The sequence below is a fragment of the Arenibacter sp. ARW7G5Y1 genome, from assembly GCF_003201775.1.
GTDB lineage: Bacteria > Bacteroidota > Bacteroidia > Flavobacteriales > Flavobacteriaceae > Arenibacter.
Window position 1 is genome coordinate 335,578 of record NZ_QJJZ01000002.1, and the last position, 18,342, is coordinate 353,919.

The following is an 18,342-nucleotide window of genomic DNA, read 5'->3' on the forward strand; positions in this document are numbered from 1 at the left end:
CATAGGCATGGTCTTGGTCTACGCCCAATCGGATTAGGTTTTTCCTTTTCCGCTCGGACTTCTTCCAATCTGTCCAGATACAATAACGTAAACGATTTCTGAGCCAACCATCCAGATCACGTAGTTTGCCATGGATACTTGTCCCTCGAAAATAGTTCAGCCATCCCCGTTGGATTTCGTTTATCTTGGCAATGTAGCCTTCCCTTACCCGAGCATAAATGCCTCGTAGGTTGTACATACTAAAATACCACAGTTCTCATTCGCAGTTTCCCTTTGCGGTTTCCCTTTACGGTTTCCCGCAACCAACTTCCCATAGAATTGTTTTCCTTTAGTTCCATAAAATTATTCAAACCAATGAGAGCCAGACCCCACAAAATAGGGTAGGGATCAGCAGAGCTAAAAACCATTAAATTAATAACCAGGCTATCTAAAAAGATTTACTAAATTAGACCTATAAGAGGAATATAAACACTAGTTGCTATATACAATTGTTGGCGTGCATTTTAAAAAATAATGGATAAGAAAGCGAAATCAATTCTATTTAAGACCTATTGGAGTTCCCAAGGTTGGAAATCTGAATTTAAAACTGACCCTATCGACTTTGATTATGCTAAATCTAAAGGATTAATGTTCGAGCCTGTTTCAATGTCAATGAAAGAGGTTATTGCCAATTTGGAAAGTTTGGTAAGCCAAATAGAATCAAAGAAAATAACGGACGGTTTTTTATCAAGTTTGAGTAATAAAAGACTCGATTGGCGTTCTGCTCTTGCAAGTTATTTCAACGCCAAACTTATACTTGAAGGTAAAAGAGAATTTTATCGTCCTGAAATTTTCAAATACGATAATGAAGACCTTAATGTTCTGAATTTTGAGCGCATTAAATGGAGCGGAGTTAGACATTCAGACTTACTATATAACTACCTCGATTTAAAACTATTTATGCAAGAAAATGTTTCTGAACCGACCGCATTAGATATTCAGACTTTTAAGGACATATTAAAATGTATAAATGACTCAGAAACTGGGGAATATCCGGGAAAGCTAAGAGATAGACTTAAAAATGTAATGAAAGGAAGTAAAAGTGAACTACATACAATAATGGAAATCCTAGGCTGTTGTGAAATATTGGAACCCAAAAGTTATGATAGACCAACAACTGGAAGGCACGATTGGGCTTTTGTTGAATATTGGCGAGGAGAAGATAAGTTCAATAAAAAAACAGTTGATGAATTTTTTGGACAGTATCTGAAATAAAAAACGACACGCCAACAAGGGCTATAATTCATTGTGGCAGTATGCAAAAAACAAAAATAGAAACCAACAACCGGCCTGATTTCATAAGTGGAAAAGTCTACGACGTTTCCCACAACGAAATCATAGCCTAACCGTTAGCGGTAACTTGCCATAAATATAGACCAGCTTCGGGACTTCCTTTTTTTTGCTGCCTACCCTATAGTTTGACCAATCGGTTCGCAAGCGGAACGTTTATCAGCGCAGCAAAAAAACCACGGTTTGTACAGGTTTGGTTTGGGTTTTCTTGGTGATTAGGGATTAAAGTAGGAGCCACTTACGGGTTCTCCCCTTTTGCCGCCAGTACGCAAGCAGTTCGCAGTTTGACTTTAGGCTCGGCCATCCCTTTCCAGGCTTTACGGAACGCCAAATTTTATTTGTGCTTACAATGGTCTCGGCTTGATTTTAAATGCGGCAAAATCCACGCGGATTGTTCTATTGGTTTGTCCTTTAGAGTATGGCCGCGCTGCAAGCAACCGCTAACATGGCCTATAATTCAGTCTTGCCTTTTTCAAAAGAGAAAATTCATTACTTTTAATCCGGCACGATTCCAACCTGAAAAATCCTAACGGATTTCCCAGACCGAAATCATAGCCTTAACGTTACCTGCAAGCTGAAAACGAACCCGATTATAAATTTAAATAAACATGAGAATTAAAACTGCATTACTATTAAGTATATGTTTATGTATAATGACAGGTTGCAAAAAAGACAACATTTTAGAACTACCTATCACCTATCACAAAGGATTTAGCCCTTTCGAAGCATCTACAAGTGGTGCAAGTCTTTATATGGATGATAAATATTTTAAAGATAAAGTAAACCCATGGAAAAAAACATATTTGAAAGTTTCTGGAGTACCACAAAATTGGACAAATGCAAAAGTTGGACACATTCAATCAGATATGGAACAATATGTTTATCAAAACTACTATTTAGGCGATATTTCAAAAGAATGGTATGATAGACTACAAGATATGTGGAATTGGCATCCAGATACATTGAATTTGTCAAAAGAACCAATAGAAACCAGAGTTGCTTTCGCTGTTGGAAATGATTCCATCGGAAATACAATGGTCGTTATAGATGAAAATAACAATTATGATTTCAGTGATGATAAGCCTTTTGAACTAGTTCAGTCCGACAGCGAATTAGATTGGGATTCTTGGTTAAATAATGAAGCAATATATGTTACTTTTGAACGCCTATTAAATGACAAAAAGATTCAGGTTGAAGTTCCTCTCTTGTTTTCCTCTGCCAATATGGATCAATATTACATAAATTGTTATTTCGCTCAGTACCGTACTGCAAAATTAGAAAATCACATGATATACATCTATTCTAGAAATATCTTTCCATTTAGAGAAATAGGGATAGCTAGTAGCCAAAGTCTAACTGGAGGAAAAATAGATTTTGATAAAGTAGCTTTTAAAAATGAATATCTAGAAATCGGAAATGAATTATATAAAAACTTGGGAGTAAATAGAAATAAAGATGTTTTGCTTTTAGAAAAAATGGATTTATCTAAAAATCAAATAAGCTCCACTCAAATTGGAGATAGACCTTTTAACTTTTCAGAAAAACAGTTCCAAAAACAAAATATGATTTCATTAGATAGCTTGAAGGGAAAATATGTACTTCTCGAGTTTTGGGACACTTGGTGTGGTCCTTGTATCAAAGAAATTCCAAATCTTAAAACGATATATAACAAAACTGATAAATCAAAATTTGAAATAATTGGTATTGTTGGTAAAAATGAAATAACGGTATTAGAAAAATTTGCAAACAAACATGGAATAACATGGCCTCAAATTATTGATTATTCTAACAAAATCAAGGAAAAGTACGGGGTAAGGGGAATCCCAGCAACATTTCTGATTAACCCTGAAGGAATAATTATAGCAAAAAATTTGAGAGGAAAGGAGTTGGAAACTAAAATAGATAGTTTAATAAATAAAGCCAGCAGGTAACAATGGCTATAAGTAAATGCTTGTTCTCGCCTACTTCTGAAAATCCGCTAGGATTTTCAGTTTGGTGCGTACTTGCAAAGTTAAGTGCTAAACCACGCAACTACTCATAGCCGGAGACGTTGTGCGTCATTTAAGAAAACCGAAACATTAAAAAAATATGGCATTAAACTTTTCAGAAATATTAGTTGTCGGAGTTTCTTCAAGAGCACTTTTCAACTTAGAAAAAGAAAACAAAATCTTTGAGAAAGAAAATATTGAAGGTTTTAGAAAATATCAATTGGAACACGAGGATGAACTGTTAACAGAAGGAACAGCTTTTCCTTTAATTAAAAGTCTATTAAAACTAAATGATATTGCCTCGAAACAAATTGTAGAGGTTGTTGTAATGTCAAGAAATAGTCCAGAAACTGGAGTTAGAGTTCTAAAATCTATAAAACATTTTAAACTTCCGATTACAAGATGGGCTTTTTCTGGAGGAGAACCGCTTTCGCCATTTATAGATGCATTTGATATTGATTTGTTTTTATCAAAAGACGAAAAAGAAGTACAGAAAATAAGTGACACATCAAATTGTGCTACTGCTTTAATTTATGAACCACCAACAGACTATCTTCCTGAAATTGACAGAGTAAAATTCGCATTTGATGCAGATGCTGTAGTTTTTTCCGAGGAATCGGAACAGATTTATAAGGAGCAAGGAATGGAGGCTTTTCATAAACACGAATCGGAAAATGAAGATGTTCCGCTCAATGACGGACCATTCGCTGAATTATTACGAAAACTATCTAAAATCCAAGAATTTTTACCTACGACTATAGAATTAACACCTTTAAGGATAGCAATTGTAACAGCTAGAAATGCACCAAGTCATATGCGGGTAATTAAAACTCTTCGTCATTGGGGAGTTTATGTAGATGAAGCTTATTTTATGGGCGGTTTATCAAAAGATAAAGTTTTAAAAGCATTTGGTGCACATATTTTCTTTGATGACCAAGAAAGTCATTTAGATGGCTCTAGTAAAGTAGTTCCATCTGGAAAAGTATTGTACAAGACAGATTCACCTCTAAAAAAATACGAGAAAAAGAAGAAAGAAAAATAAAAACGAACGCACAACAATGGTAACCGTTGCACAAGCCTGTAAAACGTAAAATTACCAACTCAAATAAGCCGCTCTAAGCGGTTTTTCTTTTTTTGGTCATCCGGGTTTAGACCAAATCCAAACCCGTTAAAACGGATTTATCGACTGCTGTCGGTCTGTTTTTCAGAACAAAAAACAAGTCGATCATTCCTGCTCCGCTGTTTACTCGTTTTTGCGTGAATTTCAGATACTTTTTGAGGTTGTAGGCAATGGCCGATAGCTGAATTGCCTAGTTGGCCTACAGCTCGATATTCTTCCTTCATTGTCTTGGTTGATACCTCAGTTTAATGTGCCATGCATTTCGGACCAATTGTGCCATTATAAAAAATAGAAACTAGAAAAATCCCAAACTACGGTTACCCGCAACCAACTTCCCATAGAATTGTTTTTCTTTAGTTCCATGAAATTATGCAAACGAACGATAGCCAGACCCCACAAAATAGAGTAGAGGTCTGCAGGTCCATAAACGATATAATTAATAACTAGGCTAACCAAAAAGTTTTATTAAATTGGACTTATATTAGGAATAGTTAATAACTATACCCAATTGTAACCAATTTTAACAAATGAACTCAAGAATACTTTTTATAGTGCTATTTACAATCATTTTTTCTTGTTCTACAACAAAAGGAATTGAAGAAAATAATACTTCCAACATCAAATTAAACGGAATTACAAAAGAATTTTATGAAAACGGAGATTTAAAATTTGAATGGAACTATGAAAATAAACAGTTAAATGGAATTACAAAAGAGTACCATGAAGACGGAACATATTCTGAATGGTATTATAAAAATGGAAAAAAGAACGGAACTGCTACCAGATATTTTAAAACTGGAAAAAAAGCAATTATGTGGGAATATGAGAATGATATTATAATTAGTGGTACTGGCTATTATCCAACTGGGGAGAAAAGTCTTGACATTGGTTATAAAAATGGCATACAAGAAGGAATTACAACTGAATACTATAAAACTGGGGAAAAGATATTCGAATGGAGGTTCAAAAATGGTCAGTTGAAAGGAGAAACAATTGAGTATGATAAAAACGGGAATGTAAAAAACGTATTGAATTATTAAAGTAAACTGGTTACAACGGGTAGGGCTATAAAAAGGGGAAGCCTACATAATTACCTATATTTAAATTATAAAGGTAGCACACAAGATATTATAATTAACTTCTATCAGAAGATATTTAATGTGATAGACTATTCTATAAACTGTCCGAAACAAAACAACTATGGTCGAAAAAATTAGACTTAAAGAAGCCTCAGAAAAAGAGAAGACTCTTTATTGTTGTTTAGGAGAATCTCTATGCGTAGTTCAAATATTGGAAGATGCACTGAGTCATGCGATTGTTTTAAAGAAAACAGAGCCGGACCAAAAGGAAGAAGCAGGTGCTCTTTTAAAAGAGCAACGATCATATACACTTGGTAAAGCCATTAATATTGCAAAAAAAGAATCGTTGCTGCCTAAACCTTTGGAAATTGAATTGTCTGAATTTCTTAAGGAAAGAAATTGGCTCATCCATAAAAGTATTACAGAGAACAAAAAAGAATATAGAACTGAATCATTTTATAATAATCTTTTTGAACAAACAAAAGCGATAACATCAAAAGCTAACGAATTACGGATTTCGATTGAACTTGATTTAATTGCATATTGCGAAAAGAAAGGAATTGATATGACTAATGTCAAAAATGACATGAATAAGCATTACGGAATTTAAATTTCAAAATCGAGCTCTGCTACAAGGTTGTACATACTAAAATACCACAGTTCTCATTCGCAGTTTCCCTTTGCGGTTTCCCGCAACCAACTTCCCATAGAATTGTTTTCCTTTAGTTCCATAAAATTATTCAAACCAATGAGAGACAGACCCCACAAAATAGGGTAGGGATCAGCAGAGCTAAAAATAATAACCAGGCTATTTAAAAAGATTTACTAAATTAGACCTATAAGAGGAATATAAACACTAGTTGCTATATACAATTGTTGTGTGTAATTAAAATCAACCAAAAAGTATACGACATTCGAAAATCTGTATAAGGAGTTTAACCTACTTCCATCCGACCTTTGTCTTATAATTTTAACACAAAAAATAGACAAAAATGGAAGCAAATAAATTTGGCGAAAAAGGTTGGACACCTGACAGAATCGGAGATTTGAACGGGAAAGTATTCGTTGTAACAGGCACCACAAGCGGAACAGGGTTTGAAGCTGCAAAAATCCTACTTTCAAAAGGTGCAAAAGTTGTAATGCTCAATAGAAACTCCAAGAAAGCGCAAGACACCATTGCTTTATTGAAACAAAATATGGGTAACGACATTGATGTAAATAACATTCAAATGGACTTATCCAAGCAAGTCTCTGTAAAAAAGGCAGCCGAAGAAGTTCTAAAAACAGTTCCTCAAGTAGATGCGCTGATTTGTAATGCAGCAATTGCCCAAGTGCCAAAACAGACATTAACAGTTGACGGTTGGGAAAGTCAAATGGGAACGAATTACTATGGAAATTGGACTTTACAAGCTTTATTGTTCCCGCTTATCGAAAAATCCAAAGGACGAATTGTAACTGTAGGAAGTTTGGGTTATGATATGGGCATTAAAACGATAAAATTTGATGACTTGAATTGGGAGAAAAACTACACCCCTAATAATGCTTATAGCCAAAGTAAACTTGCACAGATAATGTCAACTTATGAATTGCAAGACAGATTGAAAAAAGCAGGTAAAACAGATGTTAAAGCTTATGCGTGTCACCCAGGTTCTTCAAGAACCAACTTGATAAATACAAGCGGTAGTTTTATGATGAAATTCATCTTTAATATGATGAAGTTATCCCCATTAACGCAATCCGCTGAAAAAGGGGCTTATCCGCAATTAATGTGTGCAACAGAACCTAATCTAGACCAAAGCGGTTTTTATGGTCCAACGGGAAGAAGCAATTGGGTAGGTCCAGTTGGAGCACACAAAATAGAACCACATGCTAAAGATAAAGTGATAGCAACAAGACTGTGGGAGCTATCGGAAAAAGAGACAGGAGTAAAATGGAATATTTAAATTAATGAAATGAAACACTTCAAAACCTTATCATCCTATTTAGAGTATTTGGAATTGCCTCGTCCAGAGCATCCAATGTTGAGCGTTTTCAATTCAAAAGGCGATGGCTACCTGCCTTGTCCAAAAGAAAGTTCACCACCAATTACCAATGCCTGCTATACCATTAGTTTTAAAAAGTTTATAGAAGGCAATTTAAACTACGGTCGCACCCAATACGATTTTACCAATGGTGCATTATTTTTTATTTCACCAAGACAAGTCTTGCAATGGGATAACAGCTTAATTTTTGAACAAAAAGGCTTTTCAATAAACTTTCACGAGGACTTTCTAAAGGGAACGGAATTAGCACAACGTATAAAAAAATATGGTTTCTTCTCATATTCCGTAAATGAAGCTTTGCACCTTTCTCCTAAAGAAGAAAAACAAATAGAGTCCATTGTTGAAAATATTGAAATTGAGTATCAAAACAATCAAGATGCATTTAGCAAAGAAATAATCATTTCTCAATTGGATACCTTACTAAAATATGCCAATCGATTCTATGAAAGACAATTTTTAAATAGGAAAGAAATATCAAATGATTTGTTAGAGCAATTTAATCATTATTTGGACTCATATTTTGAATCGGGAAAACTACAAGAAAATGGCATTCCGAACATAGAGAAAGTAGCAGATGAATTGTCTGTTTCACAGCGTTATTTAAGCGATACGCTTAAAAAAGAAACAGGCAAAACCACGACCGAACATCTACACTTGCATTTAATTGATGAAGCAAAAAATATTTTACTACAACCGAATAAAACTGTATCAGAGGTTGCTTATGAATTAGGATTTGAATATCCAGCCTATTTTTCGAGACTGTTCAAAAAGAAAGAAGGTATCAGTCCATCTAAATACAGAGAAAAATATAAACTAAACTAAAATGGAACTATTAAAGTTAGCGACAGAATGGGCAAAAGCCGAAGTGTTTTCAACACGTTTTTTCATCTTATTCTCGGTTGGATTTTTAATCGCAAGTGTTGGATTTTGGCAGTTAGGCAAAACAGATTTAGCAAAGGCATATATTATTCCGACTTTAGTAGCAGGTATTCTACTTTTAATTATTGGTAGCGGCCTTAACTACACAAATATTCAAAGAGTTAAACAGTTTGAGAAAGACTTTAACACTGATGCATCTGCTTTTTATCAATCCGAAATAGAACGTTCAGAAAGTACATTAAAGGAATATACAGTTGTTTTTAAAGTAATTCCAATTATGATTATCATAGCAGCATTATTAATTCTATTGGTTAACGCACCAACTTGGAGAGCAATTAGTATTACAACAATTGCTATGCTAATAGTCATTCTATTAGTTGACGGCACAGCACATTCAAGAATTGAAAGCTACCATAAAGAATTGAAGTTAGTGGATATTCAAAATGGAATTAAAAAATAGCTACACACAACATGGTGTATAGTGCATAGCACCCTTCGGGATTCTACGACACCATACACAGAACGTTACCCAACATTTTGACCAAAAAAAAGAACCAATGAAAATAACCTTACTCAAAATCTTATTTGGTATACTTGCTTTCATAATCGCCGCAATATTTTCTGCTATGATTATTACATTTCTTTTGAGCAAAATAACGCCAAATGAAATTATCTTAAACGTTATACAATTATTTTTAGCAATAATAATTACCGTTGTAATTTACAGGTATATGGTAAGGTATATATTGCAATTAAATAAATGAAATAGTATTAGAGTTTTAATAATGAAGGACTTGAATTCTTAGTAATATACAATCAAAATTGAAAAGGGTTAAAGGGCTAAAGAAGTTTACGCAAACGGACTTCACTCAGACGCAACTGTTCCGCAGATGGACTTTTTAGCTTGTTTGCGCTTATGAAGTTCAAATGATAATGGCGGCGGACAACTCGGGCGGAAAAAACGTTGGGTAACAAAGCCTAAACGTAATGCGGGGTTTTGGGCTAAATCGAAAGGTCTATGTATATTTTTAAAGTCGCTAAATCTTATGGATTTAGCTTTGGACAAAAAAAATAAAACTAAACAATAAGCTTTAGCTTCGTGTACAGACGGAAACGAAAGGTTTCCTTGCCTCCGCACTACGCTTAGCCAAACCGTTAGGCAAAATATGAAATCTGTCTCCAAAATAAAATTTATTGCAAAGAATGTACAGTAAAGCTATTTCAAAATACTTTTTGGATATTAATATGTTCAACGTTACTTATTGTCTGATTTTTGGATTCATGTCTGGATTTTTATGGAGTCTAGTCATGTTTTCTTCATTTGGTATTTTGATAGGCTATTTAGGTTATCAAACTTTCAAAAAGAATGAATATTATGCGTATTATAATCTAGGCTTTACAAAAGCTGACCTTTTAAAAAAAGTATGGTTGCTTAATACCTCTATTTCAATTTTTTTATTTCTAATCTATTTAATATTTAAATAAATGGATTTTTTAGAAATAACTGACCTTAACAAATCTTACGGAAAGAAAACTATTTTAAAGAATATTGACCTTGATTGTAAAACCGGAGAGATAACTGGAATATTTGGTCGCAACGGAACTGGAAAATCAACTTTATTAAAACTAATATTTGGAACAGTCAAAGCCGATTCAATTTTAATAAAAATAAATTCAGAAATCATTCATCAAAAAGCAGTAATTCCATCAAAAAAAATTGGTTACTTACCGCAAGACACTTTTTTGCCTAAAGAACGGAAAGTACGAGAAATAATTCCTCTGTTTTACCCAAATGGAGATGACCAAGACAAAATTTTTTACTCGCCACAAATATCGAGTTTTGAAAAAATTAAAGTTGGAAAACTATCTTTAGGACAATTACGCTATCTTGAGTTACTGATTATTGGAAATCTAAATCATCAGTTCTTAATGCTAGATGAACCCTTTTCAATGATTGAACCAATTTATAAAGATGTAATTAAGGATTTATTACTCGAACTCAAAAAATCAAAAGGAATAATTTTGACCGACCATTATTATAACGACGTTCTTGAAATTACAGATAAAAATTTCGTTTTGAAAGGTTCTGAAAAAATTGAAATAATGGATAAAAACGATTTAGTGAAATATGAATATTTGAGGTCAAATGAATAATAAAATACTTTGCCTAACAATGTATAACCGCAATTACGGCGGATTCGACTACGTCCGAATCCACTCGGAATTGCTAACGTCAGTGCTTAACCGAAAATTATTAACTTTAATCCCGTAACTGACGGTTATACGAGACCGTTGTAGCCAATTTAAACTCTGATGAGTCCTGAAGTCCCAATAATTGTTTTAATACTTGCCATTCCTACGTATTTCATTAGTAAATGGCTTCTCAAGAAACTAAAATTAGGTAATGAAAATAACCGAAAATTTCTTGCGATAATCCCTACAATAATCTTAAGTCCAATTATCTATATTGGGCTCATCGCAATTTGGATTATTTCGATTTCTTATTACCCTGATAAAGATTTTAACCAAAATGAATGGAACTCAAATGTTGAGGAAAGATATGAGATGTCAAAGGACATCATTAAATCGAATCTTTTAATCGGAAAGACAAAAAAAGAGGTTGCAGAATTACTTGGGCCAGATTTCTATTCGCATGGAGAAAACCACATTTCTTATGAACTAGGAAATATTCCAGGACTTTTTAATATTGACCCAGATTATCTGGACATCTACTTTGAAAACGGAAAAGTTAATAAAGTAGAATAGCACCAAAGTTAAATTTAAAACCCATGAATTTTTTTAAATCAATTTCATTTTTAATTATTGGACTTTTGATTTGTTCTTGTTCTTCTGAAATAGTGGAAATGAATGAAGGAGAGAAATATTTAGCAAACAAAATTGGAGCTGAGTGGACCAGTATTGGTCTTACTCAATCGGAATCTAAAACTAATGGACAGGTTACAGAAAATCGGACTTACATTGATATAGTGATTAAGCAGTCTGAAGATATCGACAAAATCTTTGAGGATACAAAATACGCTGAAAAACGGACAAAAAACGTTGCCCAGTTCGTGTTGGATTCGCTACAGTTTGGAGAAATGTCTTTTAAACCAGAAGAAATTCAAGTGGAGTATGTAAAGGAAAGTGGATTTTTGATTTTTAAAAGTGAAAAGAAACAATCAATGTCTTATAAACTAAATAAATAAAAACTGGCTACAACACGGTGTATAATTAATTGCGGTTGAATTCCTTAGTCGGAATTCATTGCAATCAATTATATTTACTACTGGCGGACAGTTTTCGTTGGAAAAGTCCGCAACTAATTATACACTAACCGTTAGCGGTAAGAAAAAATCACAAATGAGAATAAAGGAAGATATTCCAATATTAGGAAAAGTTACTGTAAACTTCCTTGATTTAAGTGCGAAACTATATCAGCATTACATTGATATTAATGAAATTGATAGACAAAAAAACACAGCTCATTTAGGTTTAATTTCGCACGCTTTTAAAAACTCAAACCACAGTAGATTTGATTATTTAATCTTACAATGTGTAATATCAGAACTCATTGAAAACTCATTTAAAGGAACTACTAATGCGCAAGGTAATATCACGATAAATGGAAAAAAACATTTTGGTAATGATGTAATTAAAACTTGGATTCTACTTTCCAATTTTGGGCATTGCAAAAACACGATTGGCGACGAAAAAACAATACTTCTTCATTGTATTCAAAATAAAACTTACAAAAGAAAACTACTTAATTGTGTCAAAGATGCTAGGCTAAAAAAATGGTCTGAAGAAGTTATTGATAGTTTTGATTATATAAGTTTCCACCATATAATTAGCTTTATTAGAATTTACAAGACATTTACAAGAAGAGTTGCTAGACAAAATGAACTTTTCAATGCCTATAAACTTTTATTACTTCCGGAAGAAGAAAATGAGCAAATTGCAAGCTCTATTCAGATTTCTCAATTAAAAAATCTCTATTACATACTAAGAGATATTTCTATGATTTCTTTAGATTCAAGGAATAGCTCTTTACCATTCAATTTAGACATTCTTTCAACAGTTTTATCACTCGATTCTTTTGAGCACAAATATCAAAATAAAAGAATTTCTATCATATTGGAACCACTTATTTCAATTCTATGCGATAACCTATATTTAAATATTAAAAGTCAAACACATCAGAGGTCATATGAAGTAAATGCGTCTAAAATAATCGGAACCGATGTGATAAAAAGTCTAAATATTGCATTAGAAAAAGGATTATATAATCCTACCGTCTGTAATTTGCGTCATTTTTTAAGAATTCAACTTAATAAAAAAAATATGGTTTTTGAGGAAATTTCAAATGCCACTCGACAAATTTTAACTGTCAAAAAAGGGATTACTGGTGTTGAGGCTTCTATGGATTTAAATCCATTTTCAGAAGAGAGAGTTATTGATTTTTATACAGCAGATAATTTTAAGGTTAAATATTTTTCAACTTTCATTTACAATATTGGAAATATAATCCTTGAGCAAATTATTGGAACGGCAAAGAATGAATTTAATAAAACTAAAAAAATCAACGAAATAATTGATGAAAATTTAAATGTACTTCCCATTTCAGAAGCACAAAAAATAGATTTTAAAAAACCTATTAAAGAACACATTAGGTCTAATATTAAAAAGGCATTATTAACTAAAAATTTACCAATATTTAAAAACATACTTTGGGCTGTATTACGTTATCACCTGAATGAAAAATATCATTTTGATATCAACAATCACAATTTTGGAAAATATGATTATTTTGGTGTTAAGGTTGCTGGCTTAAATCCTCTCAAAGAAAATTTAGATAAAGCAATAGCTTCTGAAAAAGATATAGATAGGAAACACGAATTAAATCAATTAAAGAAATCTGCTTATAGAAAATTTGATGGTACTGTTCTCATTTGTCTTTCCAGAATAAAAATTTACAATTACTCTTTAGCACCTGATAAAAGGATAGTAACCGACATTGATGGAGTAGTATTGAAATTTAACCATAAAGAATTGATTTTAGAATTACACGAGGGTAAGAATACAGCTAAACCTGTAAAAGATGCTATAAAAGATATTAATGCGAAATTATTTAAAACAATAGATAAGAAAATTAAAGGCGTAAAAATAAAAGAGGTTCCAAACTATGGGGCCAAAATTTATATCCGACATAAAAAATAACGTTGCCTAACAATGGCAACTATTGCACAACCCTATAATTTATAAAAAATCGATGCTATAAGCGGCCTTTTAGGGCCGTTTTGTTTTTTAAACGAACGTGTTGCCCACAACGATCGTTACCGACTTTTTTGCTAACTTGTGCAATAGACGCACCGTATAAAAATAATGCACTTCGATGGCATGTTATGAACAGTGTCTTTTTTAACCTGGCGTACTATTCTTATACCAATTTGTTAAGCACAATTTAAAACCAGTTAATGAGTAAATTAATAATAACAAATTCTGAGTTTAAATCTACTCTAAATGATAGAATTGGATTCGGCTTAAAACTTATTGAAAAAATTAATTCCAAAAACTGCGATTTTGAAACTTTAAATCGAGAAATGAACAGGTGGGATGATTACAACAAAGAATTTCTAAAACAGTCATTTGATAATCTCAAGAATGAATATTTAAATAGTTACTCTGGAGCAGGATTAACATATTTTGGAGATATAATGAGGTCAAAACAGGGTGATCCTCATTTAACCTTAAGGAACTTGTTAGAAGACAAAATTGACAATTTATCCAATCTTGAAAATAAAGCCAACTTATTAAAAACTCAAATTTCAAAAAAAGTTACTGATAATCATATATTGTCAAAACATGAGGTTTTTATAGTCCATGGTCATGATAATGAGGCGAAAATAGAAGCTGCCAGATTTGTTGATAAATTGGGATTTAAACCAATAATTCTTCATGAACAAGCAAGCTCTGGAAGAACTATTATTGAAAAAATAGAAAGATATTCAGATGTTGGATTTGGAATTGTACTTTATACCCCTTGTGATATAGGTTCCGTTCAAAAAGAAAATCTAAAGTTGAAAAATCGTGCAAGACAAAACGTGGTTTTCGAACATGGTTTCTTAATTGGTAAAATAGGAAGACATAACGTTTGTGCTCTGGTGAAATCAGATATTGAGACTCCCAATGATATTTCAGGAGTTGTTTACATAACTATGGATTCTGGAAGTGGATGGCAATTACAATTAGCAAAAGAGATGAAAAAAGCTGGATATGATGTTGATTTAAACAAATTATAAAACCATAGCCTTTACAGTATCCTATGAAACCCATTAGTCCATCCCGAAAATTATCGGGACCTTAAAGATTAATGCTTTTTTACTTTACAACCCCTAAAGTAGATTTAGATCTGAAGAATTGTTCAGCCTCTAGTACCATTGCGCATACGCAAATACCATAAATAGTATTCGCAATATGCCCTTTACAGTTTCCCACAACTTACTTCCCATAGAATTGTTTTTCTTTAGTTCCATAAAATTAAGCAAACGAATGACAGTCAGACCATACAGATTAGGGCAGGGGTCAGAAGAGCACTAAACTATTAAATTAATAACTAGGGCAACTAAAAAGATTTATTAAATTAGACCTTTAAAAGAAATATAGTAACTATATCCGTATGTTAGTTACCATTCACGAGAATTTGGTGAATATCAAAAACTAAATGTATGAATTAGAATAAAGCAAATCGCTAAGAAATATGATTTGACCCTATGATGCATTTATTGAAAAATATCTCAATTGGAATTGACCACAAGAGAGATGGTGTAGATTTTAATCTTAATCTTTACAGTAAGGGAACTAAAGGGAATTACAGAGAGGACTTCCCAAGGACAATAGTTCGGATAACAGGAGCAAGATTTGAAATAGTAAACAAATCACAAAAAGAGTTAATTTTCAATAAGCTAATTCTTGGAATATTTATCGAAAATAAAATAGTAACTATAATGAAGAGAAAGGCATATTATTTGTTCTCAATGAAACTGAAATGCACCGTTCAAATTATTTTGACGGTGATTTTATAGAAGTGAACTTGATAAATTGAATGAAGAAACTGATCCCGAATATCAAAATTGGCATACACATGAATTCTCGAAGTTAGATTTTGAAATACCCTTGGATCAAATTGATACAAGAATCAAAATTATAGAATAAAAGAATAGTCAAGAAAAAGAACCCTTGTACAAGCCTCTAAACTCAAACACCTGAATGTGTAAAGTTCTCCACTTTGTACATTCCAAACTCCACCCTATACCAGAAAAAAATATCCCTGTTGACAAATGTTCTGCAAGAACCATGTTCAATAATACTATTCCTTTAAAATTTATACTATATTAGTGATAACTCCCTCTCTAGTACAGTATTAAAAATATATAGTCAAAAACTCAGTATATAAACGCGGTTACAAAAATTATAATTAATGACAAGTACTGAAAAAAATAAGAAGTTAGCTTCATTTAATAACGAAAAGGAATTTAGAGAATTTTTGATTGATTTTCTGAAAAAGAGCGGATTTCATGATGTACTACATACTCACAGATATGGTAGCCCTGAACAAGGAAAGGATATTATTGGTCGTATTGATCATCCTATTACAGGTAATGACTGGTTTGCTTTTGTCGTAAAAAAAGGTAGGATTTCAGGAGGTACAAACGAAATTGAAACTATTAAAAACCAGATATTACAGTCATTCGAATATCCTTATAAAGGCATTAATGGAGAACAAATAAATATAAATAAAGTAACGGTTGTTACTAACGAGAATTTTACAAATGGTGCACAAAGTCAAATTACTGAAAGTCCAAAACTTAAATTATATAATAATTTTACCTTTTGGTGGAATGAAACCCTAGTTCCCGCTATTGATAAGAATTATCCTGATTTTTGGTTGCCAGGTGATGCTTTTGCTAAAGAATTTTCAAAAAACTTCTCTCATTTACTACAAGAAGAAATAAGTATAAGGGAATTAAGTATTCGGAAAGTAGATGATAAAAAGATTCAGAAACTTCTGGATATATTTATTGAACCCATAATTACAACCGACTACATAGAGGAAAATAAGGTTACAAAAGTTAAAAAGAACAGAACTACGAAGGTTAATTTGAATAATATAAATAAGATTGTGGAAAACATTCTTATTTCTGGCGATCAAGGTTCAGGTAAAACTAAAATTTTAAACAGTCTAGCAAAAAAGTTTTCTTCTCCAGAACTAATTTTTAAAAATAAAGAACTACCTGTAAAATTAAAGGCCACCGATTTAAGAGATTCAAATTTTGATCTTGATGAATTAATAGTTCAATTTATTAAGAAATTTTCAGATCAATTTTATGAAGAGAATTTCTATAAAGAATATAAAGTCCTTTTATTTATAGATGATTTTGATTTACTAAATAAAACAGATAAGGATAAAATACTTGAAGTCCTTCAGAATTTTTGTAAGGAAAATGATACGCATTTTATAATAACATATCAAAAAAGCGATTTAAATTATGATGAATCCATTACTACTTATAAAATTCATAATTTCAATTTAAAACAAATAGAAACATTTGTTTTAAAGTTCTTTGAAGGATCAGATAGGGCGGAGAAATTTATTCGAATTTTGCGTGATAGTGATATATTATCAAAATTACCTACTACACCATTAACAATCTCACTTCTTTCCTTACTGTACGATGAAAATAATTTTGAAATTCCTGCAACTTTAAGTGACATTTATGATGATTTTACGAATGTTCTATTAGGGAAACTAGAAATTTATAATCGCTCAGAATTACTTATTTATAATATTAAAAAAAGAATATTTACGTCTTTAGCTTTGAAAATGATGGACGACAGAGAATTCGAAATTCAATTACAAGAATTTATCGAATTTGTTAATCAATTTTTATATGAGAGAGGTTACCAAAAGCAGAGTTCCGATGAAATAAAAGAAATAATTGAAAAATCTGGCTTATTGTATATAACTGATAAAGAAGAAATTGGATTTAAGCAACAGGCCTTTGTAGAATTTTTAAGTTCAATTGAAATTTATCATCATAAAAGAGAAACACATTATATAAAATTAATAGAAAATTTTAATGATGTTACTTGGCAGAACACTGCAATTTTCTACGCTGGTCATTCTAAGGAATTGGAAGGAATGATAGATGATGTTATTGAAAAATCACCTAATAATAACTTAAGAGACTGGTTTATCAATAGCAGTGGAATGGGCTATCTTGCTCAAGCTTTATATCAATCAAAACCAATAGAAAGACAAAAATTGATTATAAAGGCTTTAGATAATCTGTTATTAGCATATCATAAGGCAAAAGAATTAACTGGTGATGAGAAAACAGTGTTTTACAATATGCCCTTACCGTTGTTGGCAGCCTCTATTAATTATTGGTTTAATGAAAACTTTAAATCAATAACCTTAAAACAAACATTAGAAATAAGTTTTGATGAAATATTTATTAGAAATAATGATTTTGAAAATAATTATAGGCTTTTAATGATTGCCACAACATTACACACACCATATATAAATGAAGAGAATAAATTCATAGAACTAATAGAAAGAAATGAGTTTATGGATCATCCAATTCTGCCATTGGTTGCCGACTTTGCAATAGAAATTGGAATGATTCAAAAGAAGGATGTTAATCCAGAATTAAAAGAAAAAATTGAAAAGCAGATCAAGAAAAAACGTGATTATATTCGAGCCGTTTTAAAAGAACCTGCGTATAGATTTAATGAGTCTTTTGCACTAGAGGCAAAAAAATAACTACTATCAACAATTGTGACTGTTACACAGTTGTGATCTTTCCCAAAAAATAGGCAAGTAAATTAAGGTAAAAAAAAGA

The 18,342-nt window shown here is 31.9% G+C and carries 16 protein-coding genes; 15 read left to right on the top strand and 1 reads right to left on the bottom strand.

Annotated features, from left to right (window positions below):
• Window positions 1-238: group II intron maturase-specific domain-containing protein (locus C7972_RS04555; RefSeq protein ID WP_375334779.1), on the bottom strand; the 238-nt coding region annotated here is incomplete at its 3' end.
• Between the two features lie 275 nt (window positions 239-513).
• On the opposite strand from C7972_RS04555, the gene C7972_RS04560 reads away from it, so the two are divergent.
• The 15 genes from C7972_RS04560 (at window position 514) to C7972_RS04640 (ending at window position 18,263) form a co-directional block, all read left to right on the top strand.
• Window positions 514-1,254: a hypothetical protein gene (locus C7972_RS04560; protein ID WP_110355044.1), complete on the top strand. Its 741-nt coding sequence runs from the start codon at window positions 514-516 to the stop codon at window positions 1,252-1,254.
• A gap of 683 nt (window positions 1,255-1,937) precedes the next feature.
• A complete protein-coding gene (locus C7972_RS04565; protein ID WP_110355045.1) occupies window positions 1,938-3,260 on the top strand; it encodes a TlpA disulfide reductase family protein in 1,323 nt (440 codons plus the stop codon).
• 157 nt (window positions 3,261-3,417) lie between these two features.
• Window positions 3,418-4,359, top strand: coding sequence for a 5'-nucleotidase (locus C7972_RS04570; protein WP_110355046.1), 942 nt, complete (start codon window positions 3,418-3,420; stop codon window positions 4,357-4,359).
• Window positions 4,360-4,964: 605 nt separating this feature from the next.
• Complete coding sequence (locus C7972_RS04575; RefSeq protein ID WP_110355047.1) at window positions 4,965-5,477, top strand: toxin-antitoxin system YwqK family antitoxin; 513 nt, start codon at window positions 4,965-4,967, stop codon at window positions 5,475-5,477.
• A gap of 160 nt (window positions 5,478-5,637) precedes the next feature.
• The gene (locus tag C7972_RS04580) at window positions 5,638-6,126 is read left to right on the top strand and encodes a hypothetical protein (RefSeq protein ID WP_110355048.1); all 489 of its coding nucleotides are present in this window, start codon (window positions 5,638-5,640) and stop codon (window positions 6,124-6,126) included.
• Window positions 6,127-6,508: 382 nt separating this feature from the next.
• Window positions 6,509-7,459, top strand: a complete 951-nt coding sequence (locus C7972_RS04585) for an SDR family oxidoreductase (protein WP_110355049.1) — start codon at window positions 6,509-6,511, stop codon at window positions 7,457-7,459.
• Window positions 7,460-7,468: 9 nt separating this feature from the next.
• Entirely contained in the window at window positions 7,469-8,380 is a 912-nt protein-coding gene (locus tag C7972_RS04590; protein WP_110355050.1) for an AraC family transcriptional regulator, read from the top strand.
• Between the two features lies 1 nt (window position 8,381).
• The gene (locus tag C7972_RS04595; RefSeq protein ID WP_110355051.1) at window positions 8,382-8,897 is read left to right on the top strand and encodes a hypothetical protein; all 516 of its coding nucleotides are present in this window, start codon (window positions 8,382-8,384) and stop codon (window positions 8,895-8,897) included.
• Between the two features lie 1,025 nt (window positions 8,898-9,922).
• Window positions 9,923-10,591 (top strand): ATP-binding cassette domain-containing protein, encoded by a 669-nt coding sequence (locus tag C7972_RS04610; protein WP_110355054.1) that lies wholly within the window; start codon window positions 9,923-9,925, stop codon window positions 10,589-10,591.
• A gap of 159 nt (window positions 10,592-10,750) precedes the next feature.
• Window positions 10,751-11,203 carry a hypothetical protein gene (locus C7972_RS04615; protein WP_110355055.1) on the top strand — a complete coding sequence of 151 codons (453 nt, stop codon included), beginning with the start codon at window positions 10,751-10,753 and terminating at the stop codon, window positions 11,201-11,203.
• Between the two features lie 23 nt (window positions 11,204-11,226).
• The gene (locus C7972_RS04620; RefSeq protein ID WP_146216264.1) at window positions 11,227-11,643 is read left to right on the top strand and encodes a hypothetical protein; all 417 of its coding nucleotides are present in this window, start codon (window positions 11,227-11,229) and stop codon (window positions 11,641-11,643) included.
• A gap of 154 nt (window positions 11,644-11,797) precedes the next feature.
• Entirely contained in the window at window positions 11,798-13,654 is a 1,857-nt protein-coding gene (locus C7972_RS04625; protein WP_110355057.1) for a hypothetical protein, read from the top strand.
• Window positions 13,655-13,911: 257 nt separating this feature from the next.
• On the top strand, window positions 13,912-14,736 hold the full coding sequence (locus tag C7972_RS04630) for a TIR domain-containing protein (protein ID WP_110355058.1): 825 nt from the start codon (window positions 13,912-13,914) through the stop codon (window positions 14,734-14,736).
• A 471-nt stretch (window positions 14,737-15,207) separates the two neighbouring features.
• The gene (locus tag C7972_RS04635; protein WP_110355059.1) at window positions 15,208-15,519 is read left to right on the top strand and encodes a hypothetical protein; all 312 of its coding nucleotides are present in this window, start codon (window positions 15,208-15,210) and stop codon (window positions 15,517-15,519) included.
• A gap of 395 nt (window positions 15,520-15,914) precedes the next feature.
• Window positions 15,915-18,263 carry an NACHT domain-containing NTPase gene (locus tag C7972_RS04640; protein WP_110355060.1) on the top strand — a complete coding sequence of 783 codons (2,349 nt, stop codon included), beginning with the start codon at window positions 15,915-15,917 and terminating at the stop codon, window positions 18,261-18,263.
• Window positions 18,264-18,342 lie beyond the last annotated feature (79 nt).